The organism is Enterobacter sp. 3U4, from assembly GCF_057224565.1.
The window spans coordinates 4,256,246-4,281,475 of sequence record NZ_CP136665.1; the positions used below are offsets into that span (position 1 = coordinate 4,256,246).

Sequence of the window (25,230 nt, forward strand, 5' to 3'; positions counted from 1 at the left end):
CAGTTTCTTCTCCATTAGCTCACCGGAGCATACGGCCACAGCCGAACTTTATTTCCAGCAAAAAGGGCCCATGATAACCATGAGCCCGGATTTCATTTCACTGCAGCTAGGTCAGCGCTTACCAGGTATAGCTCAGCCCGGCATTCAGCTGCCACGGGTCTTCCTGATTGTGACCCTTCGCATAGTTCGCGCCTGCATACACCCCCAGGGATTTCGTCAGCTTCGCATCCACACCCGCCCCGACAATCCCGCGGGTACCACCCACGCTGTCATCAATACGCACACCGTTGATGTCCATGCTGTTGCTGTCCTTCAGCTCCTTCTCCGCAGCCAGATGGATGTACGGTTTCACCTGAGTGCCGTTGTTAAAGCTGAATGCGGTACCCACGTTCACGCCACCTTCAGCCCGAAGAGAGCTGTAGCCGCTGTCCTTTGCGTGCAGGCCATTAGACAGAGCGTAGTCCACCCCACTGTAGTGCTGGTAGGAGACTTTCGCATACGGCTCCACATACAGATGTTCGCTCTGTGCCCAGTGATAGCCCGCCTTCACTGAGCCGCCCACAGCATTCGTACGATAGTGGCCATTTGAGCGTCCACCGTCCACAGAGGTGACGTCCACGCTGTTCTTCAGACGGGAGGCCTTCACTGTGGTATCCACAAAGAGGCCGTTGTTCATGCGATATGACGCATAGGCAGAGGCCCCGTAGCTGTCGAGTCTGCCGCCCACATCACCGACATCATGCACGTTCATGTCAGAGGTACCGCGCATCAGGGCACCGCCGAAGAGCCAGTTACCGCTGTCAGTGGTGATACGGGTGTCGGCACCCAGCATAGCCCCGTGGGTGGTCTGGTCATAGGCAGAGCTTGCACCGTCCATCAGCTGGCGGTGGCTGCCGCCGTAGTAACTGCCCCAGACACCGGCGATGTCCTGTGCGATGCCGGTGCGGCGTTCGTTGTCCATACGCAGGTTAAGGGCATCATCCTCATCGCGCCACAGGTTGGTGGCTGCGGCCCGTGAATCCACAACGGCCTGGGCGCCGGTAGAAAGGGTTGGATGAGATGGCTTGCCTGGGTTACCCGGAGTCCCTTGGTTGGCAATGGTCATGATGGTACCGTCAACAGCAACAAGGATAACATCGGTGGAGCCGTCATCATTTTTCATTTCAGTGGCCTGGTACCGATACGCCCCGGCATCAGTAAGCAGCCCCGTGAACGTTGCTGCGGTGCCGTCACCCACATAGACAATGACATTTCCGGTCAGGTCTCCTGCAGCGCCACTGGCGGATGAAGAAAGACCCGCATTAAAACTCCCCGATGCTTCGCCAGCAGTCAGAGTGTAGGCCCTCCCCTGGTCAGGGGTCAGGCCTGACAAAATAGTTCCGGCCTGGTCGGTAGCATATTGACCTTTCGTGGGTTTACTCTCTGAAGGTACTGAATCTGTCAGGGTACTGATGGTGATATCCCCACCAGTCATGTTAACAGTGCTACCACCTGCAAGATTTAGTGTGCCGAAAGAGGTCTCCCCGGAGCCGGAATTGTTCCAGGTGCTGCCATTATTTAAACTTAGCGTAGCTTTCTGTAGATGGTCGCTTAGCGTACCGGTCCATGTGGTGTTGTTCATTATAATGTCTGAAGAATTTGCAAACATATGCATATCAATATTTCCCTGCAACACCGAGTTCTCGGATGTAAAGTCAACAGATGCACCATTGCCGACGACCAGCAGGGTTGGGCCTGTTGCTGAAGAATCATTGATATTAATAATACTCTTGCCGCCGTTACCCTCATTCACACCAAAAACAATGAAATTACTGGTGAGAGCCGAGTCTTCAGAGATAGTCATCCGGTTATTTAGTCCCGAATCACTGAAAGCATATCCGCTATCAGCCATAATTTTACCGCCTGACACTGCAACATTCGTATCATTTCCACTCATTGTTACAGCCTCATTTGCGTCAACAGTTCCTCCATCAGAAATGACTACTGATGAACGACTTCCATCAACACGGATACCAACACCTACGCCTGATACAACAGTATCTGTTCCTGTAATATTGATGGTGTTGGCATCGCCACTGCTGCTGATGGCTGCTGAGTCGCTGGCGGTAGCACTCACGGCGCTGCCACGGCTTACTGTAATAGTATTGTAGTTACCGTCGGCTGCAATACCATTACCACCGCCTGTCACAGAGCTTCCGTTTCTGACCATAAGAATGTCGCCATTACCGCTGGCTACAATGCCATCTTCTGCGCCTGTTACCGTTGAGTGATCAACGATGATTTGCGCGTTATCGCCACTACTTTTGATGCCCGATCCCACTGTATCACTTCCCTGCACCGATGCATTACCGGTGACGTTGATAACTTTGTTCAGCCCCTCGGATTCAATGCCGTTCTGATTCCAGCCTTCAACATGTGCCCCGTTGCTGACAGTAATGGTGCTGTAATCAGCCCCAACAGCATAAATCCCTGACTGCGCGCCGGCAACAAGAGTACCTTCCCCGTCAACCAGAACAGATTCATTATTTCCCTCAAAATCAACACCATAGTATTTGTCACCTGTGACAGTCGATCCCCCCATAATATTCACACTTGAGCCATCACCGCCCAGTACCACACCGTAGTTACCCTTAATCGTTGAGCTATTCTGAATATTGATGATGTTATGGCTGTTGGTATCAATAGTGAGCTCCTTGATACCATTACGGGCCCCACCTTCTACTGTGGAGTTATCAATTGTCAATGTCGCACCACTGGCATTGTTGAAAATGATAGCCCGGTCATCATGGACTGTATTGGTGATGACCGATCCCTGGTTGATGGTCAGAGAGTCATCCCCTGACAAAACTATACCGTCGTTAATCGTTTGGCCTGAAATCGTATCGAGAATGTCTTCAGGGATGAATGGCGTATCAGTCACAGCGGAAAACGCCGTGGCCGGATAAATAGCACTACAGACTAGGGCCGAAATTGCACTTCTCTTTATATAGTTCATAACAATATTCTCTATTTGATGCTGATATAAAAGAAACAAAACATTCTTGCGGGTAACAATTTGTTGCGCAGTGTATTTAAAATAAGAGTATTGGTGAGAAAAAAGATGAAAAATGAATGTGTGGAAATTTAGCAAAAATGATTTTGATTAAAATGCTAACGCTCAACGAGCAGATAACCGCGTGATTTAGAATGATTAAATTAAATTTAATTTGATTAAAAAAACAAGAAATTGCAAACAATGTGAATATTGTTTCAAAATGTAGCATTTGTATGTTTTAAATCCATCCTCAGGGAGCTGACGCTCTGTAGTGTTCTCCGCGTTTGGCCAATGCTGGTACTTCGGTTTTCTGTCGCATGAACAATGACGTCGATTATGGGGGGAATGATATTGCCAGAGTGAAGTTAGATTAATCCTGACCCGAAATCCTGCGGCATTCAGAAACCGAATGCCGGCATAATCAACACTCCCTGAACGGAGGTGGTGCCGATGAAAAAATCACGATTCACCGAAGAGCAGATTGTTTTTACCCTGAAGCAGGCTGAACTGGGTACGCCGGTGCCTGAAAGCTGGGGATTTCCGATGCCACGTTCTACACCTGGCGCAAGAAATACGGCGGGATTTCTCCTTCTGAGCTGAAGCACATGCGCCAGCTTGAGGAAGAGAACCTCAGGCTGAAGAAGCTGGTTGCCGATCTGAGCCTTGACAAAGCCATGCTGCAGGATGTGCTGGCAAAAAAGAACTGACGCTGGCACGCCTGCGCGAATGGGTCCGGGATCTGCTGGCCCGCTACGGGGCCAGCGAGAGGCAGGTTTGTTTTGCGCTGCGAGTCAGCCGCAGTTCGTTTCGCTATCGTTCTGTGGCCGCCGACGACAGCGCACTGCGATTGCGCATCCGTGAAATCACCGAAACCCGAGTCCACTATGGTTACCGCAGAGTTCACGTCATGCTCAGGCGGGAGGGCTGGCGGGATAATCATAAACGCATTTACCGGCTCTACAGCGAACAGGGCCTGTCCCTGCGCCTTAAACACCCACGCCGGAATAAATCGGCACAGCGGCGACAGCCCCAGCCTCAGGGGCTGTATCCGAATCATGTCTGGGGTATGGATTTTGTCTCTGATGCCTTATTTGACGGGCGTCGGTTGCGCCTGCTGACAGTCATTGACCTCTACACGCGCGAATGTCTGGGAATTTGCGTGGGCCAGAATCTGCGATCAACAGAGGTCGCAGAGATGCTGAACACCATTGCACTCAGACGCCCCTTACCCCAGTTACTGAAAACCGATAACGGCTCTGAGTTTGCAGGGAAAATGCTGGATAAGTGGGTGTACGAAAGAGGGATCCGAATAGACTTCTCACGGCCGGGAACGCCAACGGACAATGCCACAGTGGAGTCGTTCAACGGCAGGCTGCGACAGGAATGCCTGAACGAGAACTGGTTCATGTCCCTGGAGGACGCGCGGTGCAAAATCGAGGCCTGGCGCATACACTATAACCAGAAGCGTCCCCATTCTGCGCTGGGCTGGATGACGCCATCTGAATTTGCCGAGAAATCTGCCGGTTGCCAGAATATGCAGCCAACATAAAGCCGGTTATTCCTGATTATGACTGGAGCATATTAGGGGGCAGGGTCAGAGCAGGTAAAGGGCATAGAAAAATCCCCCTGCCGAGCAGAGGGAGAGGATGTTATGCCAACTGGCGCGTTTCAACGCTATACAAAATCCCCGTCTTTGACAGAGCTTCGCCATTGAATTTGATGGCATCTACAACAATCACAGTCTGGTTATCCGTTGTAACAATACGCGGCTTATCCGTAGCGTCATTCCCCGGATTGATCTCCTGCTCCGTGCTCACCTGCGCATAGGTAGAGGTAAATTCGTTATAGAAAGTGCCTGCACTAGTAGTCTCCCATGCCACGATAAAATAGCGCTCACCGCTTGAGTCAATCGCAGGCGTACGCTTAATAAACGGACGATTGCAGGCATGGTTTGCCTGGTTGAGGACAATCGGACTAGCCAGAACCTGTCCCCCACGCAGGCCAGGGAAGTAAGCGATAGTATCGCCGTAAACATCTCCTTTCGTGTTCTGTACATAGACAATTTTAAAGGCAGGCGTTGCGCTATCATAAGCCACGCTAAAAGACCCAATTTTGGAAGCAGAGTAGTCGATGAGATGGGTCTGGTTAATGATTCCGCCAGACGCCGGGGCAAGGCTATAGAAGCCAAGCGTGTTTGCATCTTTCTTAAGCACGGCGAGAACCTTATCACCAATATTTAAAAATGCCAGCGACAGGTTAGTGCTGTTATGCAGATCGAGGCTTGATGAAAAATATTCGGTTGAGAACGTGTCCGTAAAATTTTGCTGATAGGACGCATCGGTGAAGACACCATTATCATCCATTTTAAAGGCTTTGAATTGTACTTGCTTATCCGCAACCGAAATCCACATCACCATAACGGTTTGGGTTGTTTTATTGTAAACCACGCGCGGCGCAACATAATTACCGTTAGACTGGCTCACCTGCACAGTAATCCCTTCACTGATAAGTTGACCCGTTGTATCCAGGGAGAAGCTGCGCATAAAAATATGATAATTGCTGCCCACTGCGTTGCTGGCCCAGACGGCGATAAATTTATCCGTCTCGTCAACCGGAGCAATATCAGCATCTTTTTGAATATTGGTCGTCATATCCGGCACCGGGAAAGCTGGATTCAGAATACCCTTGTTACTCATTACAATCGCGTTAAGTGGAGCCGTCGACGTTGAAGACGTCGAGGTAAAAACGCTGACTAGGTGGTTGCTCAGACTGGTTTTCACCACGCTACAAATGTGGTTAGCAGCCGTGTCGTTGAAGAGAATTTGCAGACCTTCATGATAATTGGTATTCATTTTATATCCTTTTGTTTATGAGGTTTAATACATGGCTACAGATTAGGGACTTATAAATAGATAACGGAAATATCGTCTGGTCGAGCGTTTAGAGTGGTAATTCAGTGGTAAACAATGACTCACCGCAATCGAGTGTACGCCAGTTATCCTGCTGTGCTGAAATCAGCAATGTTCCTTTTTCCAAAATGGCAATGTTTGCTGGATTGATAACGTCCAGTGAAGCTTCCGGAGTCTGAACATTAAGCTCACTGTTCAGTCCGGTATAAAAAATCTTATCCCCTTCCCATATAACAATGTATTGATCGAGATATTTAACAATTGCCGGGCGCAAATAAAATCCGGTGGACTGATTAACACGCTGTGGTGTCCCTCTGACATCCTTACGAGATGCCTCTGTAAATATTGGCTGATTGATAATATAAATGCTATTAATAACGTTAGTGTTGGTAACCTTATCTTCAGAATAAACCGTTAAAAGCTGTTGTTGATCTTTATCGAGCAGCGTCTCATGAAAGCCAACGTTTTCCCCGCCCTGTTCAAAAAGGTGCGTTGCTATAAGCCGATCGTTAGCAATAGCTATCTGATAAGTACAAATAGAGCCTGTCTCAAGCAAGAACTGCAGAAAGAAGGTGTTTGCTCCCAACGGCGTTAGCGTCAGATTAGCCGTACGTGCATAGGCGCCATTAAAATAATTCAGGCTCAGATATTCATCAATTTCCAGCTCTGCCGAAATCGGCTGTAAGGTTTCTGTGGCATAAAGGCGCAGCTTGATATTTTGTGTCAATCCGTCGAGCCAGCTAACCAGAAGCATATTGTCAACAACAACTGCCCGTACCAGTATGTGTTCTTCTGAGGCAAGCGTATCATTGAGTGTGACCTGACGAATAATTTTCAGGTTTTCATCAATCTCTGCATAATTCAGATTGGTAAAAGAAGATATTCCTTTACGTTCACACCAGACTGTAGAAATCAGCACGCCTGTTAAGTCCTCTGAAAAATCCACAGAACGGATATCTTCAATCATATTTTGGCTGGTCGAGTAGACAGCCATGCTTGCCGCCGATGTTCCTTTACGACCATAGAGTGAACAGAGGTTATTTTTTAGGTCGCTTGCAGTATAAAAATAAAAGGGTTCGCCGGCCTTGTTTTTCACGGTAGCTACATTGCGAATAAATTCACTATTATTCATAAATCACCTAGCATTTAATATTTGATGGAATACACACTTATTACTTTCATTGTTGTCAAAAGTGAATAAGCCGTTTGTCAATCCAAGAGATTGATTTTATTAAGACAATGTTTTCCAGTCTGTGCCATATATTTGTTGGCTAAATAATACGGTTAAGGCAGTCTTATGTACATCCCAAAATTTATAACTTGGGAAGTTTTTTATGTTATTGCGGATGCTATGATTGATTTTTCACGGTATGCACGACTTTTCTCACCGTTCGTGTTGAACCTATTCACGTAATGTGGATGTTGCTCGAGGTCTGACGCTCGGTGGAACGAAAACTCACGCTAAGAGCTTATGATAAGCTACGCAAAAAGATCATTATTAGATCCTTTTGCTTGTGAGAACCTTAACTGTTTCTAAGACTTATGACGAATTTCAATTACCGTCAATTATTATGGCTTTTTAGCTGGCTGAGAATAGAGGCTATTTTCAGAAATATTTGCGTTGAAAATTTTCATCCGACATGCAAAGAAGCAATTTGTTTTTGAGAAGAATTAATTTACTCCCGGAGAGGGATTGTTACCATCACAAACAATATGGCCTTAGGGGCTAACCACCAGTTAGCCTGACACGGTGAGTCGCCACAGATAATCTAGACACTTCCGAGTCGTTGATAATATTGTTTTTCATATTCCGTCGGTGGCATCTGATCACTCGAACCATGCCGATGCTTACTGTTATAAAACATTTCGAGGTAATAAAAAATATCGCTGCGTGCTTCTTCCCGCGTTCCGTAGATCTTTTTCTTTATCCGTTCACGCTTCAGCAGCTGGAAAAAGCTTTCTGCAACTGCGTTGTCGTGACAGTTACCACGACGGCTCATACTGCCCTCCAGGCCGTGTGATTTCAGGAACAACTGCCACTCATGGCTTGTGTATTGACTACCCTGGACGCCCTTCTAAGAGTCAAGACATTATTTGGGTACTGTTGATCTGCCGATTTTGATTTCACAACAGCGTATAGACTTCACGTGAGATATAGCGCTTGAGGCAACGCAGTGCTTCCATTTTAGAATGACCTTCTGCTACCCGCCTTGCCACATATTCCTGTGTTCTCGCGTCTGCCCGTAATCGACCGATCACGATAATATGCAGGGCACTATTGGCTGCGCGATCACCTCCACGATTAAGTCGGTGCCGGTTTGTTTTTCCGGAAGATACCGGGACAGGGCTTACGCCACATAGCGCGGCAAAGCCGGACTCAGAGTTCAGACGCTGGGGGTTATCACCTGCAGTGATCAACAACTGCGAAGCACATTCATATCCCACCGCTTTACGTTTGATAAGCTCAGGCGCCAGCTCATCGACTATTGACGTTATCATGACGTCCAGATCGGCTATTTCATCATGGAGCTCAAGATATCTGCGGGCCAGCGATTTCAGGGCTATACGGTAGGCATCCTGAAAATGACGATATGCGGTAACATCAGGCCGCCACGAAGCCAAAGTACGGATCAACTGCATCCTTGTGAGATGACGTATCTGGTCCCGGAGCTCGTCCGGAGCAGAGACAATATTCATCTGGATCATTTGAAGTGCAATACGTCGTGCCGCAACAGCTGTTTTGCGGCAGACTTTCAGGACTCGTAGCGCTTCAATCATTCCGCTACGCGTTTTTGGTGTGACGGTGCGTATACGTGAGAAAGCAGCGTGAGCGGCACTTTCTGCATCGATCGTATCGCTTTTACCCCGCTTACGGCGTTCCATTTTATCTGTTGCCGTGACCTCCAGAACTTCGATTTTAGCCTTCTGAAGGTAGCGCAGAAGACCTGCACCGTACGAACCCGTGCATTCAACACCGATACGCTCAACCGTTCCGAAAGAAGCCATCCAGATCAGCATTTGTCGGTATCCCTGACGAGTTGTGGAGAAGAACTCGCTGCCTAAAATCCGGTTATTTTGATCAACTACAGCTGCGACATGTAAATCTTTATGCGTATCTACACCACCAACGACAATTGTTGAATGAACAGTTTTTGCCTTTGCCATAGGTCGTTTCCCTGCTGCAGAAATTATTCGTCAATTCTCCTGACGATAACCCGGACAGGACAGTAAAGAGACAAGCCGTCAGGCCCTTCTTGAGTCACGCGCATCGGTGAGGAGAAGCCTCGCATGAGGTACTTCCCGGTTACCGACGGGTCCAGGGAAAGACACATTACAGGTCGTTCAGAGTGTGAGTCAGGAAACCAGGAAGTCTTCACTGCATCAGTGATCTCACCGGTCAGGCAAAACAGCAAGCATGATGATGAAAACTGACACCGACATTCTTACTATCAGAGTGAGCCAGCACCTGTTTTTGGGGATTACGTCGCCATACGGCCATCAAAAGCGCATTCAGAACAATATTTTTTGTCATCCGGGGTTGCATTGACCAGCCGATAACTTTGCGCGATAACAGGTCAACAACTACGGCTAGATACAGTCAGTCTTCGTGGGTTCGGTGTAAGTTATGTCTGTTACCCAACGTTCATCCGGTACTTCCGGGTTGAACTGTCGCTGGAGCCTGTTGGGTTCCACAATGCTGGCTTCGCCTTTACGTGTCCGTGGGCTTCGATACCCGATTTGAGCCTTTATCCCGGCACGCTTCATCAGCCGTCAGACTCTGTTAATCCCACATTGTTGCCCGCTATCTCGCAGGTCGAGATGGATCTTGCGATAGCCATAAACGCAGCCGGACTCCAGCCAGAACTGTTTGATTTGTTCTGTCAGTCTGAGATCCGCCTGAAGCCGTGGTGAATGCGGCTGCTGAAGCCAGACGTAAAAGCCACTGGGGTGAACATCCAGCGCCCGACAGAGCAGACGAACGGGCCAACAACAGGAGTTGTCACGGATAAAGGCGTACCTCAGTCGGACAGTTTTGCGAAGTACGCCGCTGTAGATTCAATTAGTCAACGCAACAGTCATGTGAAAACATGTAGTTGCGGAGGATTGTTGGATGAAATGGACATTTACAGCAAAGGAAAAAGCATTTGTTTTTGAATTGTGGAAGAACGGAACAGGCTTCAGTGAGATAGCTAATATCCTGGGTTCGAAACCAGGAACCATCTTCACGATGTTAAGAGATACTGGCGGCATAAAACCCAATGAGCGCAAGCGAGCTGTTGCTCACCTGACGCTGTCTGAGCGCGAGGAAATACGAGCCGGCCTGTCAGCTAAAATGAGCATTCGAGCCATCGCTACAATGCTGAATCGTAGCCCTTCAACGCTCTCTCGGGAAGTTCAGCGTAATCGTGGCAGGCGCTATTACAAAGCCGTTGATGCTAATAACCGAGCCAACAGGATGGCTAAAAGACCAAAACCGTGCTTACTGGATCAGAATATACCGTTGCGGGAGCTTGTTCTGGAAAAGCTGGAGATGAAGTGGTCTCCAGAGCAAATATCAGGGTGGTTAAGGCGAACGAAACCTCGTCAAAAAACGCTGCAAATATCACCTGAGACAATTTATAAGACGCTGTACTTTCGTAGTCGTGAAGCGCTACACCACCTGAATGTGCAGCATCTGCGCCGTTCGCACAGCCTCCGTCATGGCAAACGCCATACTCGCAAAGGTGAAAGAGGCACGATCAACATAGTGAACGGAACGCCAATCCACGAACGTTCCCGACATATCGATAACAGGCGCTCTCAGGGTCACTGGGAAGGCGATTTAGTATCGGGCACAAAAAACTCTCATATAGCCACACTTGTAGACCGAAAATCACGTTATACGATCATCCTGAGACTTAAGGGCAAAGATGCTATCTCGGTGAATCAGGCACTTACAGATAAATTCTTGAGCTTGCCGCCTGAACTCCGGCAATCACTGACATGGGACAGAGGAATGGAGTTGGCCGGGCATCTGGAATTTACTGGCAGCACAGGGGTTAAAGTTTACTTCTGCGATCCTCAGAGTCCCTGGCAGCGGGGAACAAACGAAAACACTAATGGGCTAATCCGACAGTACTTTCCCAAAAAGACATGCCTTGCCCATTATACTCAACATGAGCTGAATCAAGTCGCAGCCCAGCTAAACAACAGACCGAGAAAGACACTGAAGTTTAAAACACCGAAAGAGATAATTGAAAAGGGTGCTGCGTTGACAGATTGAATCTACAGCGGCTTTTTTTAATATGTCCCGTTCGTCGGTAACTCGCTTCAGCTCTTTCTGGAGACGGCGGATCTCGGCCTGAGCATCTGACTGCTCTTTGTTGGTGGAAGAGTCCGGCCCGTATTTCTTTATCCAGGCATAAAGTCTGTGGGTAGTGATATCGAGACGTGTTGCAACGCTCGAAACAGAATGACCACGATCAACAATCTGCTTGACGGCTTCAATTTTAAACTCTTCAGGATAACGCTTACCGCTTATAGGCACCTCTCTTTAAGTCATCTTAAATAATTCTGAGGTGTCTGTTAAACCCGTGGCGATTCAGTTCTCTGATCTACCAATCACTATAAATGAACAGGGGCCCGCTTAGGCCCCTGTCATTCAGCATATTAACCTTACCAGGTATAGCTCAGCCCGGCATTCAGCTGCCACGGGTCTTCCTGATTGTGACCCTTCGCATAGTTCGCGCCTGCATACACCCCCAGGGATTTCGTCAGCTTCGCATCCACACCCGCCCCGACAATCCCGCGGGTACCACCCACGCTGTCATCAATACGCACACCGTTGATGTCCATGCTGTTGCTGTCCTTCAGCTCCTTCTCCGCAGCCAGATGGATGTACGGTTTCACCTGAGTGCCGTTGTTAAAGCTGAATGCGGTACCCACGTTCACGCCACCTTCAGCCCGAAGAGAGCTGTAGCCGCTGTCCTTTGCGTGCAGGCCATTAGACAGAGCGTAGTCCACCCCACTGTAGTGCTGGTAGGAGACTTTCGCATACGGCTCCACATACAGATGTTCGCTCTGTGCCCAGTGATAGCCCGCCTTCACTGAGCCGCCCACAGCATTCGTACGATAGTGGCCATTTGAGCGTCCACCGTCCACAGAGGTGACGTCCACGCTGTTCTTCAGACGGGAGGCCTTCACTGTGGTATCCACAAAGAGGCCGTTGTTCATGCGATATGACGCATAGGCAGAGGCCCCGTAGCTGTCGAGTCTGCCGCCCACATCACCGACATCATGCACGTTCATGTCAGAGGTACCGCGCATCAGGGCACCGCCGAAGAGCCAGTTACCGCTGTCAGTGGTGATACGGGTGTCGGCACCCAGCATAGCCCCGTGGGTGGTCTGGTCATAGGCAGAGCTTGCACCGTCCATCAGCTGGCGGTGGCTGCCGCCGTAGTAACTGCCCCAGACACCGGCGATGTCCTGTGCGATGCCGGTGCGGCGTTCGTTGTCCATACGCAGGTTAAGGGCATCATCCTCATCGCGCCACAGGTTGGTGGCTGCGGCCCGTGAATCCACAACGGCCTGGGCGCCGGTGGACAGCGTCGGTTGGGATGGCTTACCCGGGTTGTCAGGCTTACCCGGGTTGTCAGGATTGCCCGGGTTGTCAGGATTGCCCGGGTTGTCAGGATTGCCCGGGTTGTCAGGATTGCCCGGGTTGTCAGGATTGCCCGGGTTGTCAGGATTGCCCGGGTTGTCAGGATTGCCCGGGTTGTCAGGATTACCCGGGGCCACCGGGTCTTTATCGTGTCCCGGGCTGTCCGGGTCAGTAACCATGGCATCAGCATCACCAAGGATAACATCGGTGGAGCCGTCATCATTTTTAACTTCAGTGGCCCGATAGCGGTAGACACCGACATCAGACAGAAGACCATGGAAGGTTGCACCGGTGCCGTTATCCACATGGATAATGGTACTACCGTGCATGTCACCGGCCTCACCACTGGTGGAGGAGCCCAGACCGGCATTAAAGCTGCCTGTTGCTTTTTTGGCGGTCAGGATATTGACCCTACCCATACTCCAGTTAGAGAGAATGGTGCCGTCGAGGTCTGCGACGCCGGAGCCGGCATTGCGGCTGCTGCCGTCAGTGGAAGGGATGGAATCAGACAGGGTGTCGGTCATAATATCTCCGCCCATCATGTTGATGGTGCTGCCGCTCGCGAGGCCGAGGCCACTAACGATGGAGCCAGAAGTATTATTCCAGACGCTTAAATTACCTAAATCCACCTGACCATACTCACTTTTTATTGAGCCGTTAATAATGGTTCCATTTCCGCTAACAAACATGGAGGGTTCCTGGCCGTGCATACGTATATTACCGTTAATTATCCCTCCATCAGAGACATTAAATCTAAATTTATCGCCATCCGCATCTAAGGCAGAGCCGCTGTTGGGGCCAGCATTTACAACCCCTCCTGCAATATTCATTACAGAACCATTACCGGAAACTATAATTGCAGCTGTATTATTACTACCATGTATTGTAGAACCACCAGAAATGTTGATGACAGTATTATCACCTTCGGCTTCAACAGCCCTGAAAAACAAGTTTGCCGCATGATTTGTATTGGAGGTGACTGAAGAACCGCCAGATATGCTTATAACTGCTCCGCCTCCTGTAGTTATTATTCCACCAGCACCATAAGTTGTTGAGTTGTCAAAAGTAATTTGCGTATTCTCACCAGAGCTCTGGATGCCATAGCCCGTTTTTGTATTCCCATTAATGGCGGAACCACCAGTTACACTGATAACCGTATTGGCACCACTGGCTTCTATGCCATTATCTACCAGGCCCGCAATATTTCCTCCATTACTTACAGTGATACTGCTGCCATTTCCTGTCGAGTGTATTCCCGAGTGCATTCCTTTTACTGAAGCTTCATCAACCAGTACAGATTCATTGTTTCCTTCAAAAGTAACACCATAGTTCTTGTTGCCGTTTACTGTTGACCCACCAGTGATATTCACGGCAGAGCCATCTCCACCCAGCACAACACCATAGTTACCTTTTACCGTTGAACCATTCTGGATATTAATTGTGTTGTGACTGTTTGCATCTGATGTGATTTCTTTAATACCATTATGTGACCCACCATCAATCGTGGAGCCGTCAATGGTCAAGGTTGAACCACTGGCATTGTCAATAGTGGCAGCGCGGTCATTGTTGACAGTATTGGTAATGGTTGACCCCTGGTCGATGGTCAGGGAATCACTACCTGACAGAGTGAAACCATTGTTAACTGTCTGGCCTGAGATAGTATCAAGTACAGTCAGTGGATTAACGGGTGTTGCTGACACAGACGAAAGGGCATAGCCGGGATAAACCACACCGCAGACAAGGACTGAAATCGCGCTTTTTTTAAGGTAGTGCATGAAATAACCCTCGGGGATAAAATGAAAGACAGGCAGGAATGCAATATTCTCTGTCGATTTGCGGGAATTATAATCAGATGCGTAGAGTGGCCAAGGTATGTGGATTGGTGATTTTAGTTATTTAACTCAACACCGTGCGCTCGGGAAGTAATGAGCGTAAGTGGTAGGGAAGGGAAGAGGCTGAATTTATTGTGCTATTTTATAATTTCCATTTTCACACAAGTGAAAAAAATGGATTTGTAGAAAATGATTCAATCTGTGTCTATTTACATATTCATTTCATTTTAATAAAAATTAATCACAAAATGGATTCGGATGCCTCATCTGACGATGATATTGCAAACAATAATACTAAGATAGTGGTTAATGAACAGAGAACTCTGTGGCGGATGAAGAGAAGCAAGTGCAAAGGCTTTGGAGTAGGTTGTTTGATGGTGAACTGAAATACATGCTTTGCATAGCACTGTCCAACTTCTGCGCTTGTTCATCATGGTTTTTGACCTAAATAGCTATCTGGATACCTCCCTGATGCAAGTTCGGGCAATTCTTTTTCTGACAAAGTAGCTACACACCTATATTCGGCTTCGTGAGCTCTGATGAACATCCGTACTCTCTGAGTTCATTGGCGCTATGGCTTATTACAATACGGCTATTTGCCAGGTTCACAGAGAGTTGGTTCTACCTGTCAGCACATCAACTCTCTGGGCTGTTTAAAATCAGTTAGTTATCTGATCATTTACTCTGTATTCTGATTTATCAGCGCCCACACAATTCGGGCATTTTTGTTGGTTAGCGCCAAGCGCCACCACAGCCTTATTTACACCGCCCCAGGCAATGACACCACCAACGCTGGAGGCTGCTACACCGATCTTCCGGGTGGTTAATGATGCAATAGACTACCAAGCGGGCACCATGAATAAATAGCCCCGCAAATGTTCATCTCCACGTTTTGCTATGCCATGAATCCTCACCTTGCCCCACTACTTTGTTCTTTTGGCGCCAACCCCAGATAACTCGCAAAGTGTCGACTATTATGAAAGTCGTTGATGTCACCCAGAGCGGCTGTCAGGGCTAATGCTCCCTGATCCTACCCATCATTAGTGGCACGCGACTAAGTGAATAAACTCTCAACCAGAGGTGATTACTCATGACAAAACCAGCATCAAACAGCAAAACGGCCCGTAAACAGTACACACCCAAATTCCGCGATGAAACACTGAAATTCGCCGAACGTATCGGTGCTTCTGCCCGCGAGCTCAGCCTGTATGAATCCCAACTCTACAACTGGCGCACTAAACAACGACAGCAGATGACCTCTTCAGGGCGCGAGAATTAACTGGCGGAGCGCGATGAAGAACTGGCCATTCTCCAAAAGGCCGCGACATACTTTGCGAAGCGCCTGAAATGAATTATGTCTTCATTGAAAAGCATCAGACTGGGTTCAGCGTCAAAACCATGTGCCGTGTGCTCTGGGTTGCCCGAGGCGGCTGATATGCCTGGCGCAAACGTTGGCCATCAACCCGGCCTACGCCATCAGTTCCGGTTCATCTGTGATACTGCTGTCAGTCAGGCATTCACTGAGTCAAAGCAGCGCTATGGTGCGCCTTACCTTGTTGATGAGTTGCCGGAATACAACATCAAAACCATCGCTGCCAGTCTGCGTCGTCAGGGATTACGTGCGAAAGCCAGCCGCAAATTCAGCCCGGCTAGCTACCGTGAACATGGTTTGCCGGTATCGGAAAACCCGGTGAAGCAGTACTTTATCGCCAGCGGCCCGAACCAGAAGTGGACGGGTAACATCACTTACTTACGTAAAGATGAAGGCTAGCTGTATCTGGCGGTGGCGATTGAGCAGGGGTCTCGTGCAGTTATTGGCTGGTCGATGTCCTCACGAATGAAAGCGAAACTCGCCTGCGATACGTTACAGATGGCACTCTGGCGGCGTAAACACCCGAAAAGCGTTATCGTTCGCACAGATCGCGGCGGGGGCAGTATTGTTCAGTGGATTATCAGGCATTGCTGAAGCGGCACAGTCTGCATGGCAGCATGAGTGCAAAAGGTTGTTGCTACGATAATGCGTGCGCGGAAAGCTTCTTTCATTCATTGAAAGTGGAGTGTATCCGCGGAGAGTGTTTTACTGACCGTGAAATTATGTGGACGACAGTGTTTAATTATATCGAGTGTGATTACAATTGGTGGTGTTGTCACAGTGCCTGTGGCAGTCTCAGCCCGGAACTATTTGAGAACGAAAACCTCGCTAAGGGCTGTGTCCATATTACGTGGGTAGGATCACCCAGCGGCCCGATACAAGGAATGCTTTCCAGCCGGAGAGTATCCTCATTTTGCTGACTAATGTTTGCAAGACGCACGTCCAGTTCTTTAATCCGCTGCTGGCTGGCCTGACTGTAGTCGATAATTTTAGTTGGGAGTGTCTGGCTATCCACGCCGAAAAGTCGCTGAAGGGCGAGGATGTGGTCGGTGTGATGGAAGGGGTGCGGGGGCTGGGTAAGCGTCTGCCGGTACGTATTCATACAGATAACGGTAGCGAGTTTATCTCAAAAAGTACGCGGAACTATAATAAATGTATTTACATCGTTCTCACGGATAATGCTGATCATCGTCTTCGACGGAAATTCATTCTATGATAATTCCTTTAGGTTGTATTAAGACAATGCTAATATCACGACGTCGGAGAGAGGTTTTTAGATACAATGCCTTGATTATCAAGGTATGCATTTGAAAAACAGACGAGAACTTATATTTAAAAAATGTAATATACTCTATATATTTATAACGTAGAGGCAGTTGTGAAGTAATTTTGTCAAATACGGATTAACGATGTGCAATGGGGATTTATAAGCAGTACTGAACTACGTATTTTTATTTTTAATCATACTTAGATATCGTTTTTTGAGAGATAAAAATTTCCATGAATGCGAGGTGTTTTTCTTGAAATCTACTATAGTTATAGTTGAGCGATCTCATGGTCTTTGAATGATAAAATGATTTTTGGGATCTTTTTAACTCTATATGGACAAGGATTAATATGACCATTTCTGATATCAAATTCGATGAAAAATCAATAACATTTCGAGTGCTTAAGGCCGTGTTGTTAGCTCTTGAAGCAACAATACCTCGAAATATTGAAATTGTTGTCCATGATCTTGAGCAGCCAATGAATTCGGTTGTGGCCATTATCAATGGACATGTGAGTGGTAGAAGAAAAGGAGATACATTGTTATCAGGTCCCGACAATGACATCGGATTGTTATCACTTAGCGATAATCTGATATCAGGAGAAAAATCAAAGCTTTATAGTAATTATTATACACTTTCATCGGATGGAAAAAGGCTTTGCAGTGCATCAACAATTTTTTATGGTAAAAATGGAAGGCCTGTAATAGGATTTTGCATTAATACTGATTTGACGAATATTGAATCGCTTAAAGCTGTACTATCCATGATGCAGCCCCTTGTCCTCAATGACCATCCCCAAGTGAATAATGTGGCCGATGAAATGAGAGATATCGTTGACAACATTTTCTCTGAATATCTGTCTAATAATGAAAGTATTCGAGGGAAGAGGGCGCGAGCAATAATTATTGGCATTATCAGGACTAATGGATTATTTAAGGTAAAAGGATGCGTTGGATATGTTGCTGAAAAGCTGGGGGTTAGTCGGCATACTGTATACAACGATTTAAAAAGCAATAGTAAAGATTAAGTTGTGGTTATTTTAATTGAGTGAAGTTATACATATATGTTATTTTAGTGAGGTGGGTGGAAATGGTGTTGAATAATTCAGAATATGTGCTTTTTATTGAGGGGGCTAAGATTTATGACGAGTCCGTCATTTTAGGCGAAGGGAGTGTAATACGAAGCATTTCACTGCATGTCGAAGAAGATACTTATTCCTTCTGTATGTTCTTCAGTAAAAATATGGAGGAGCATACTGCTATGCTTCACAGTAGAGCGGAAATTAATTATTTTATTATCCATTGCAGTAGTTATACGTAAATTCTCTGCTGGCGGGAAAGGAGAATTCGGACGATTATTTTACTGTCCAGGCTTCAGAAAAGTGGCGGCCAGAGAACATCTCAAGTAATCCATTTATTTGTTTCAGGCGAAGAACCTCATCGCTGTCCATTCCCAGTTCCTGCGCAATTTTTTTATCATCCCAACCCTGTAATGAAAGCTCCCGAACAATATCGGACATGGCCGTAATCTGATGGCGCCCACGTGCCCGGTTATGGCGTATAGTGGCAGCCATATGGTCACCTTTCATTTTTTTCCCTTCCCTGAGGCAGGTTACAGGTAAATACCCATTCAGCATCAGGGATTTCTTACGTTTTCCGAGCTCATGGCGGTGAAAGCCGTCAATAATCTGATAGGTTTGCCGTGATGAGCGCAACCGACTGACGACGACCGGTTGGGTGAAGCCATCAGCTTCGAGTGACTTTGCGAGCAAGCGCATTTCCTGTGGCGCGACATTATTCGGGTTGTAATCATTGGCCATCACATCCTCCTGTCTGACCCAAAGAACACAATCTACAGGGTGTTCACTGAATGGACTTAGTTCATGAATGGCTTGTCGGATTTCATTAATTGCATTAATGCGATCGGTTTCATTCAGATCACCCAGATATGCCTTCACCTCATCAATCACTCTTCTGAGCATAATATCCCCCATTCCTTGCGCTTTGCTTTCATTTTTTCCCGGTACCGGCTATAACTGGATGCTTTGTTAGGACTGAATGACAGTGCCCTGCACCAGTAGTCATTGTTCAGCAACACCTTGCATATCCGTCGCCATGACGGGATGTCTTTTGCCCCGGTATCCCCCTCCTGCGAATCGGGAATATCAGACATACCTTGCTTTTGGTACCAGTGCAGATAAACGGCAATTTTATTTCTGTAATGCTCTGCAGTGACCTCGGGCATGCTTTCCAGCAAAAGCATGGCGTAGGATTTCCAGTTCAGGTGCTCAGGCTTTCGTAGTTTGCGGTGTCCGTAAAAACTATTTTCATGACCCGCATAGATCCCCCCGGCCGAGGCGCCACTGACTCGCTCGCACATGACCGCCCAGCGCCTGGGCTCAAGAACATGATAAAGCCATAAGCCCTGTCGTTGCTCCGGACCAAATGGCTCACATATACGCATAGCCCGAAGAGGCACTCCGGCCTGGTACATCAGGTCATATAACGCATTGTAGCGAAGACCAGAGCGGGCAAACCACGTCCAGATATCTGCAGTTTTCCAGTCGTAAAGTGGGTATAAATACCATGCATGCCCTTTCTTCGTTGCCGTTGTCCAGGGCTTGTCATCCGCGAAGCGAAGCTTTGTTCTGGATGAGATAGCCCGAAACCGGTTAAAGGATTCATCCGTTCTGATGCCCACCATTACACCTGCCGGCTTTCCCTGTGAAAACCATTCAGCAAAAGCCTGCACAAATGCTTCAAATGTCATATCCGGAGTGTAAAAGGGAAATTGGGAATGTTCTGTTATCGCTATATCCGGGGGCTGACGAACCCACATGACCCCGGGCTCCCAGCATGTCCACTCGGGGTTAAACTGTGAGAGACTGTTTTGCGTGGTCAGGGGCAGTGCGACCCAGTAAAACTCCTCGATAACATCGGCGTAGAGTGTGCGTAATGACTCAACATGCTCTATGGTGATGGAGAATTGTGCCTCCCAGTCGATGAACAGCACATGGATTTTTCGTTTAAACAGGCGGGCACACTGAGCCGTCAGGTGAAGCATGACTGTGGAATCCTTGCCTCCAGAAAATGAGACACATATTCTGGGGAGATTTTCAAGCGCCCACTGGATGCGCTCATTTGCAGCATCCAGTACATTTTTCCCAAGAGGGATTTTGATAGCTGACATTCCGGAATGTACTTCAGAGATTAATTAAGCGCATTGAATCAGATACTGATGTTTTGCATTTTGACCTGTTTCAGGTTTAGGCTAATAACATGAAATATCAGAATTTTCTTCTGTTGCTCTGACGCGATGAGGGCAGGTAACGACCGTAAAGATGGTTGCGGCCGTGGCAGGCAGCGCGTTGTGAGTCAGTCCCGGTGCAATTTCGTCATGCAGTGACGGGCATTTTTAAGCGGGCAGAAACGTTCAGTGAGTTGCACTTCTGGCGCGTCCAAAGCTACAGTAACAAACCACCATAATTAGCACCAGAAATGCTGGTGGATTATACGCTTTTTCGCTCCATTTGTCCCCGGGTTTATCGGGCTAATCCCGCTTGTCAGGCCAGGTGAATACACCTGGCACAAGTGAGGGTCAATGGTCGTCAGAAGGCGAACTCATTCTGCGATAGGTTTCTTCACAGGCTTTTCCGGCAATGTATGCACGGTCAGCCTGCGCTGCGAACTTTCCCGCCATTTCATCAGATTCCCGGAGCAGTCGGGCAAGCATAAGGACTGCCTGGGAATTTGCTGCGCGTGCGGAGGAAGCGGCGGAAAGCTTGCTTGTTTCACTTCCGGCAAGTTGCCGCTGCAGGATCGATAGTTGTGACCGCAGGCCGTTAGCAGCATGCTCAGCATCAGCAGCACTGGACTGCGCATTTGCCAGTTGTTCATACGCATTTTTTTGTTCCTCCTGGATGATTTGCTGACGGCGTGATTCTTCTTCCCGGGCTCTGGCCTCTTGCCTGGTGCGCGCCTGATGCTCTGCCGCATCACGCTGCGCCCATTTTACTGACCAGCGCATGTCTGCAGCGGCCTGACCAGAAGTGAACTGCCAGTGGCCTACTCCCCATAAAAGTAGTAATGCAACCCCGGGTAAGAGAATGTTACGTGAATACAGGGTATTAATGATGGCTGTCATGACAGAAACATCGCCATTTCAGCGCTTCTCCTGCGTGTCAGACCGGGTAATACTTTCTTACCTGCCTTGTTCCACTTCAGAAATTCACGGGATGCACCGGCATAATCAGCCGCATTGAGCTTCTTTAGCAGCGTACTGTCACCCAGACCTTCGGCAAGTGTATCTTCATCGATATCGCTACCAACGTTAAATGCAAAGCTGACAAGGGCATCGAACTGAGCCTGCGTCAGGGGAACGTTAACGAGAAACAGGACGTCTCTCTCGAATTGTTTCAGGTCAAGGAGCAGGGTGTGGTCGGCCTGCTCCTGCGTCCATATGAGCCCGGGCTTAACCTCCTGACCCGTATGTCCCCAGCCGATGGTCCAGGGCGCATTCCCTGTCCCTGGATCGGGGTAGGCGACCAGGCGACAGGATTCAAAGTGTTTTATAAGTGCAATGCCTTTCTCACTTATGCGCATTGTATTTCTCCTTACTCTCATTTTGAGTCTTCTGCGGTAAGGATTTCATTTTTGACGAAGGAAGGGGAGTCTAAAATGTAGGGCTTAGAAACTTGTTTATAGGTTTTATCTGCTGATGTAGGAAGACATCATTCGGCTGAGCGCTGACGCAGGTGGTGTCGATAGCGCGAAAAAAAATGGCCGCACCAGCGCTCATGCAAATGATGCCTTAACAGGCAAAATGCAGCAGTATGGTTTTGAATGAACACCGGATTCGGTGAAACTGGATCTGGTGTTCTTCAGCCATTCAGAGGAGCTATCATTATCCATTGAAAACAGGATGCTCATATCTGATTTATTTTCAGGTCATTGTAAATTGTGTGACGACTGACGCCAAGCGAATCGGCGGTGTAACCAACGCACCCTTTGATTTTGAAAAGACCTTTTGATTTAATTAGCGAAACGATTTTTATTCTTGTGCGTTTGGCTCGCAGATTTTCACCTTCTGAAATACTGGCTGAGATGATTTTATCGACAGCAATTTTCATTTCATCCGAAACATGACTTTTTTGTAACACATCGTCAGTCTCTCCGGGATGAATTTGAGATAGTGTGCTTTTCAGCATGTCAAACTGAGTGACATCAGAGTTAATACAAAATCCCACCAATGGCTGATTATCATCATCAAAGTAAATGGCCGATGCGCTGTTCAGTTTTCTGCCATCACTGGTCACTGTAAAATAATTCTTATAAATGTCAGTGCCTTCACATGTACGCTGTCGTGTAAATGCCAGAAAGCCAATGTCTTTATCCGGCCCTGACAACAATTCAGAACCTTCCTGTCTGCCACTGACATGTCCGTTAATGATAGCCACAACTGAACTGTCAGGCTGACTCAAATCGTGTATGACAACTTCAATATTAGATGGAAGTGTTGCTTCGAGTGCGGACAGTGCAGCTTTAAGTACGCCAATAACAGACTTTTTCATTTTGTTCTCGTCATGTTTTATCATTGTTGCCCCGGTTGTATAACTTTTCGTTCAATGTGATACGGAAAAGAAAGAAATGTATTCTGAAAAATAAAAAACAGAACATTACTGAGTCGAGATTAAGAATCAGGATTCTGTACCTTTTTACGTTATCAGGTTTAAACAGCGTATTGTTTGCCGCACGCCCTTTATTGATGGGAGGATAAAAACCAGCATCCTGTATAGAGGTTGATGGCTTAAGATAAAGGGCGTATTGATACATTTCTGTGTTGTTTTGGGATGTTTACTGATTCAGCGAATAATGCTGTAACTCAATATCGTAATTGTATACATTGCCTGAAACAGGTCGGATAAGGTTCTGGCAGCAATTTAGCTGACATTGTGCAAAATGGCCACATTGAGTGTAGCCCGGTCCTCGAGTTGAGTCAGCAGCTCTTTGAAAGGTGTTTTACGGGTATGTTCATCCAGATGCGCTTTTGACGTCCATCTTTCAAGCATAACAAATTTCTGATTATCAGAAATATCCTGATAAAGCATATAGTTTTCACATCCAGGTTCATCCTGTACCTTTGATACGGTCTGTTCCAGAATTTGCTGAATAAAACACATATATTCAGGGTGGCATTTAATTGTTGCGACCACTGTCACTGCTTGTAAAGGTTTACTCTTTGTTGGGCTCATTGCGATACTCACACATAGTGAAGTTTATCTTGTGTTATTCTGCAGTGTTACGTATATAAAGTAACGCTGCAGCGGCATAGTAGCATATTATTCCCATCAAACAATAAAAAGAATGCAGGCTCTAAATACGAATTTCAAAAGTCCAGGAAAAGATATTTAACACTATGCTTCTCGTTTTGAGTTATTTTTTTTTCGGGTTTAGCGCTGTAATATTTATGATGATGAAATTTTCACTGAGATAAATTAAATTTTCATAAAGAATTTGTTGTGTCGTTAATATTTTGAAAGGCATAATGCATGTAAATGTTGCTGATGTGTTGCTTATATTAATGATCTGTTTTGAATCATGAGTCACGGACCGTAACTATAATGAATAAATTTGTTAACTCAATTCAACTTCGCTTATCAACGTTTGAAACATTTTTACTTGTGGTAATGACGCCCGAGGCGTGATGATCGCCATGTGATACAGGTATAAACCAATAAGCCATGTACGGTCATCAGGTGAGGATAACGATTATCCTTGCCGGCACAGCCACCTTTGTTCCTTCTGGATTGACATTGAGCGCTCTGCTTGTTGAGTTTTGTGCTTGCTTGCCCGTTAAATTGGTATGAATTATACAGGCCGCTGGCATAGTGCGTTCTTTATGCAGGATCTCAGAAGCAGTAATTACAAGGTTTACGGAAAAAAATAACAGCCCCTGCGCTAACTTGCCAGATAGCTCAGCGTAACATGATGTCATTGTTCTTCAGGTCTTGGCTGACAACGTCATGCAAACAAGCTTCGATACTCAGGGTTGAACCATCGTTCAACCAGCAGGATGAAGGGAGGACTCAGTAGGTAACTCAGACCGTAAAACAGTTACTCAGGTTGGACACTAAAAGAAAGGGCCTTTTTGTCCACAGTAGCGACCTCTGGCGATGTAAAAAACATTGTCATAACTTTAGCCATCGCGATAAGGGCTACTTTTAGATATAAAAGTCCCTGAGATTTTAGGCGTCCATTACCCGGATATCAATGAAATACGTGAAAGTAATCCGATATTACATATACATCCCTGCTAAATCTATACATAACAATCAAGCTTAATTTTCCCCAGGTAAAATTTTCGGTGTACAGCAAGGTCTTTTATGGGAGAGGGTAATACCACAATGTCATTATTTTGATATTCAGGACTGTCTGTTATAGTTGAAGAAACGAAGGCGACACCCACCCCCTTACGAATCAAGCCTGTAACGTTTGGGATTTCTGGCATGGAAAATATAGGTGTGCTTATTTTATGCTCTTTGCGATAATCAATTATTTTTTCAAAGACTGGGTGTTCAATTGTACTGGTTAATTGAATAAGTGGCTTTGTGCTCAATAATTTTATTACATCAGGTTCTTGCTTGTATAATTTTCCGGATACGGCTAACTGAAGATAATCGCTGCCTGCATCAAAAAAATCTTCTTCGATAATGCACTCGTGTGGATTGGTGGTGTTAGATATTAATATGTCGACTTCACCCTTTTCGTGCCATTCCTTCAGATTTAATGTGGATCCTACAACAACGTCAACTTTCAGACCAGTTGAATCATATATGTTCTTGATAAAGTCATTCATTCCCCTGAAATAATATCCGTCGGTTCCTACAGTTATTGATTCCGGGATGGTGTTTCTTGATTTTTTTTGTAAGCTTTTGAGGTCATTGAATATAGGGAGTAATGTTTTGTAAAGTTGTGAGCCTTTGTCGGTTAGATGTACACCGTCTTTTGCTCGATTAAAAAGTTTATATCCAAGAAAATCTTCTAAATCATGGACCCCTTTGCTTACAGGAGTAACTGACAAAAATAATTTTTCTGATGCATTTTTAAAAGAGCGTTCCTGGGCAACAATCATAAAATACTTGATTTTCTTGGAGATAAACATATCGTGTCCTTCTGC

At 46.8% G+C, this 25,230-nt stretch carries 15 protein-coding genes and 6 pseudogenes; 5 read left to right on the forward strand and 16 right to left on the reverse strand.

The window, feature by feature from the left end; all coding sequences use genetic code 11:
• Window positions 1-118 precede the first annotated feature (118 nt).
• Entirely contained in the window at window positions 119-3,130 is a 3,012-nt protein-coding gene (locus tag RVY89_RS20255; protein WP_484826287.1) for an autotransporter outer membrane beta-barrel domain-containing protein, read from the reverse strand.
• Between the two features lie 354 nt (window positions 3,131-3,484).
• On the opposite strand from RVY89_RS20255, the pseudogene RVY89_RS20260 reads away from it, so the two are divergent.
• A pseudogene (locus tag RVY89_RS20260) lies at window positions 3,485-4,583 on the forward strand (IS3 family transposase).
• Window positions 4,584-4,683: 100 nt separating this feature from the next.
• On the opposite strand, the gene RVY89_RS20265 reads toward RVY89_RS20260, so the two are convergent.
• From RVY89_RS20265 to RVY89_RS20285, 5 genes and pseudogenes are all read right to left on the reverse strand, one after another.
• A complete protein-coding gene (locus tag RVY89_RS20265; RefSeq protein WP_484826288.1) occupies window positions 4,684-5,886 on the reverse strand; it encodes a hypothetical protein in 1,203 nt (400 codons plus the stop codon).
• A gap of 88 nt (window positions 5,887-5,974) precedes the next feature.
• The gene (locus RVY89_RS20270; protein ID WP_484826289.1) at window positions 5,975-7,075 is read right to left on the reverse strand and encodes a hypothetical protein; all 1,101 of its coding nucleotides are present in this window, start codon (window positions 7,073-7,075) and stop codon (window positions 5,975-5,977) included.
• Window positions 7,076-7,712: 637 nt separating this feature from the next.
• Window positions 7,713-8,009 (reverse strand): annotated as a pseudogene (locus RVY89_RS20275) (integrase core domain-containing protein); the annotation flags it as partial.
• Window positions 8,010-8,067: 58 nt separating this feature from the next.
• A complete protein-coding gene (locus RVY89_RS20280) occupies window positions 8,068-9,108 on the reverse strand; it encodes an IS110 family RNA-guided transposase (protein WP_484826290.1) in 1,041 nt (346 codons plus the stop codon).
• A gap of 283 nt (window positions 9,109-9,391) precedes the next feature.
• Window positions 9,392-9,990, reverse strand: a pseudogene (locus tag RVY89_RS20285) (IS3 family transposase); the annotation flags it as partial.
• Between the two features lie 64 nt (window positions 9,991-10,054).
• On the opposite strand from RVY89_RS20285, the gene RVY89_RS20290 reads away from it, so the two are divergent.
• Entirely contained in the window at window positions 10,055-11,206 is a 1,152-nt protein-coding gene (locus RVY89_RS20290; protein WP_484826291.1) for an IS30 family transposase, read from the forward strand.
• Between the two features lie 9 nt (window positions 11,207-11,215).
• Here the strand turns inward: RVY89_RS20290 and RVY89_RS20295 are convergent.
• The 3 genes and pseudogenes from RVY89_RS20295 to RVY89_RS20305 form a co-directional block, all read right to left on the reverse strand.
• Window positions 11,216-11,464 (reverse strand): annotated as a pseudogene (locus RVY89_RS20295) (transposase); the annotation flags it as partial.
• A gap of 134 nt (window positions 11,465-11,598) precedes the next feature.
• Window positions 11,599-13,272 (reverse strand): autotransporter outer membrane beta-barrel domain-containing protein, encoded by a 1,674-nt coding sequence (locus RVY89_RS20300; RefSeq protein ID WP_484826292.1) that lies wholly within the window; start codon window positions 13,270-13,272, stop codon window positions 11,599-11,601.
• A gap of 2,053 nt (window positions 13,273-15,325) precedes the next feature.
• Window positions 15,326-15,427, reverse strand: coding sequence for a transposase (locus RVY89_RS20305; RefSeq protein ID WP_484827964.1), 102 nt, complete (start codon window positions 15,425-15,427; stop codon window positions 15,326-15,328).
• A 78-nt stretch (window positions 15,428-15,505) separates the two neighbouring features.
• On the opposite strand from RVY89_RS20305, the pseudogene RVY89_RS20310 reads away from it, so the two are divergent.
• The 3 genes and pseudogenes from RVY89_RS20310 to RVY89_RS20320 form a co-directional block, all read left to right on the forward strand.
• Window positions 15,506-16,617: pseudogene (locus tag RVY89_RS20310) on the forward strand (IS3 family transposase); the annotation flags it as partial.
• A 140-nt stretch (window positions 16,618-16,757) separates the two neighbouring features.
• A pseudogene (locus RVY89_RS20315) lies at window positions 16,758-16,922 on the forward strand (DDE-type integrase/transposase/recombinase); the annotation flags it as partial.
• A 482-nt stretch (window positions 16,923-17,404) separates the two neighbouring features.
• Window positions 17,405-18,082: a helix-turn-helix transcriptional regulator gene (locus RVY89_RS20320; protein ID WP_484826293.1), complete on the forward strand. Its 678-nt coding sequence runs from the start codon at window positions 17,405-17,407 to the stop codon at window positions 18,080-18,082.
• Between the two features lie 327 nt (window positions 18,083-18,409).
• Here the strand turns inward: RVY89_RS20320 and RVY89_RS20325 are convergent, their stop codons facing one another.
• The 7 genes from RVY89_RS20325 to RVY89_RS20355 form a co-directional block, all read right to left on the reverse strand.
• Window positions 18,410-19,048: an IbrB-like domain-containing protein gene (locus RVY89_RS20325; RefSeq protein ID WP_484826294.1), complete on the reverse strand. Its 639-nt coding sequence runs from the start codon at window positions 19,046-19,048 to the stop codon at window positions 18,410-18,412.
• On the reverse strand, window positions 19,021-20,244 hold the full coding sequence (locus RVY89_RS20330) for a phosphoadenosine phosphosulfate reductase (RefSeq protein ID WP_484826295.1): 1,224 nt from the start codon (window positions 20,242-20,244) through the stop codon (window positions 19,021-19,023). Before RVY89_RS20330 ends, RVY89_RS20325 begins: the two co-directional genes overlap by 28 nt.
• A gap of 408 nt (window positions 20,245-20,652) precedes the next feature.
• On the reverse strand, window positions 20,653-21,198 hold the full coding sequence (locus RVY89_RS20335) for a DUF2514 family protein (RefSeq protein WP_484826296.1): 546 nt from the start codon (window positions 21,196-21,198) through the stop codon (window positions 20,653-20,655).
• Window positions 21,195-21,656, reverse strand: a complete 462-nt coding sequence (locus RVY89_RS20340) for a lysozyme (protein ID WP_484826297.1) — start codon at window positions 21,654-21,656, stop codon at window positions 21,195-21,197. The genes RVY89_RS20335 and RVY89_RS20340 overlap by 4 nt, the downstream gene beginning before the upstream one ends.
• A 323-nt stretch (window positions 21,657-21,979) precedes the next feature.
• The gene (locus tag RVY89_RS20345; protein ID WP_484826298.1) at window positions 21,980-22,624 is read right to left on the reverse strand and encodes a helix-turn-helix transcriptional regulator; all 645 of its coding nucleotides are present in this window, start codon (window positions 22,622-22,624) and stop codon (window positions 21,980-21,982) included.
• Between the two features lie 369 nt (window positions 22,625-22,993).
• Window positions 22,994-23,305, reverse strand: a complete 312-nt coding sequence (locus RVY89_RS20350; protein ID WP_484826299.1) for a putative quinol monooxygenase — start codon at window positions 23,303-23,305, stop codon at window positions 22,994-22,996.
• Between the two features lie 1,067 nt (window positions 23,306-24,372).
• Entirely contained in the window at window positions 24,373-25,215 is an 843-nt protein-coding gene (locus tag RVY89_RS20355; RefSeq protein ID WP_484826300.1) for a LysR family transcriptional regulator, read from the reverse strand.
• Window positions 25,216-25,230: the final 15 nt, after the last annotated feature.

What these genes read in the sequence shown, in the direction of transcription:
- RVY89_RS20330 (WP_484826295.1), bottom strand. Translation starts at nt 20,244, where the DNA reads ATGTCAGCTATCAAAATCCCTCTTGGGAAAAATGTACTGGATGCTGCA.
- RVY89_RS20270 (WP_484826289.1), bottom strand. Translation starts at nt 7,075, where the DNA reads ATGAATAATAGTGAATTTATTCGCAATGTAGCTACCGTGAAAAACAAG.
- RVY89_RS20320 (WP_484826293.1), top strand. Translation starts at nt 17,405, where the DNA reads ATGACCATTTCTGATATCAAATTCGATGAAAAATCAATAACATTTCGA.
- RVY89_RS20300 (WP_484826292.1), bottom strand. Translation starts at nt 13,272, where the DNA reads ATGTTTGTTAGCGGAAATGGAACCATTATTAACGGCTCAATAAAAAGT.
- RVY89_RS20290 (WP_484826291.1), top strand. Translation starts at nt 10,055, where the DNA reads ATGAAATGGACATTTACAGCAAAGGAAAAAGCATTTGTTTTTGAATTG.
- RVY89_RS20335 (WP_484826296.1), bottom strand. Translation starts at nt 21,198, where the DNA reads ATGACAGCCATCATTAATACCCTGTATTCACGTAACATTCTCTTACCC.
- RVY89_RS20340 (WP_484826297.1), bottom strand. Translation starts at nt 21,656, where the DNA reads ATGCGCATAAGTGAGAAAGGCATTGCACTTATAAAACACTTTGAATCC.
- RVY89_RS20350 (WP_484826299.1), bottom strand. Translation starts at nt 23,305, where the DNA reads ATGAGCCCAACAAAGAGTAAACCTTTACAAGCAGTGACAGTGGTCGCA.
- RVY89_RS20355 (WP_484826300.1), bottom strand. Translation starts at nt 25,215, where the DNA reads ATGTTTATCTCCAAGAAAATCAAGTATTTTATGATTGTTGCCCAGGAA.
- RVY89_RS20265 (WP_484826288.1), bottom strand. Translation starts at nt 5,886, where the DNA reads ATGAATACCAATTATCATGAAGGTCTGCAAATTCTCTTCAACGACACG.
- RVY89_RS20280 (WP_484826290.1), bottom strand. Translation starts at nt 9,108, where the DNA reads ATGGCAAAGGCAAAAACTGTTCATTCAACAATTGTCGTTGGTGGTGTA.
- RVY89_RS20345 (WP_484826298.1), bottom strand. Translation starts at nt 22,624, where the DNA reads ATGAAAAAGTCTGTTATTGGCGTACTTAAAGCTGCACTGTCCGCACTC.
- RVY89_RS20325 (WP_484826294.1), bottom strand. Translation starts at nt 19,048, where the DNA reads ATGGGGGATATTATGCTCAGAAGAGTGATTGATGAGGTGAAGGCATAT.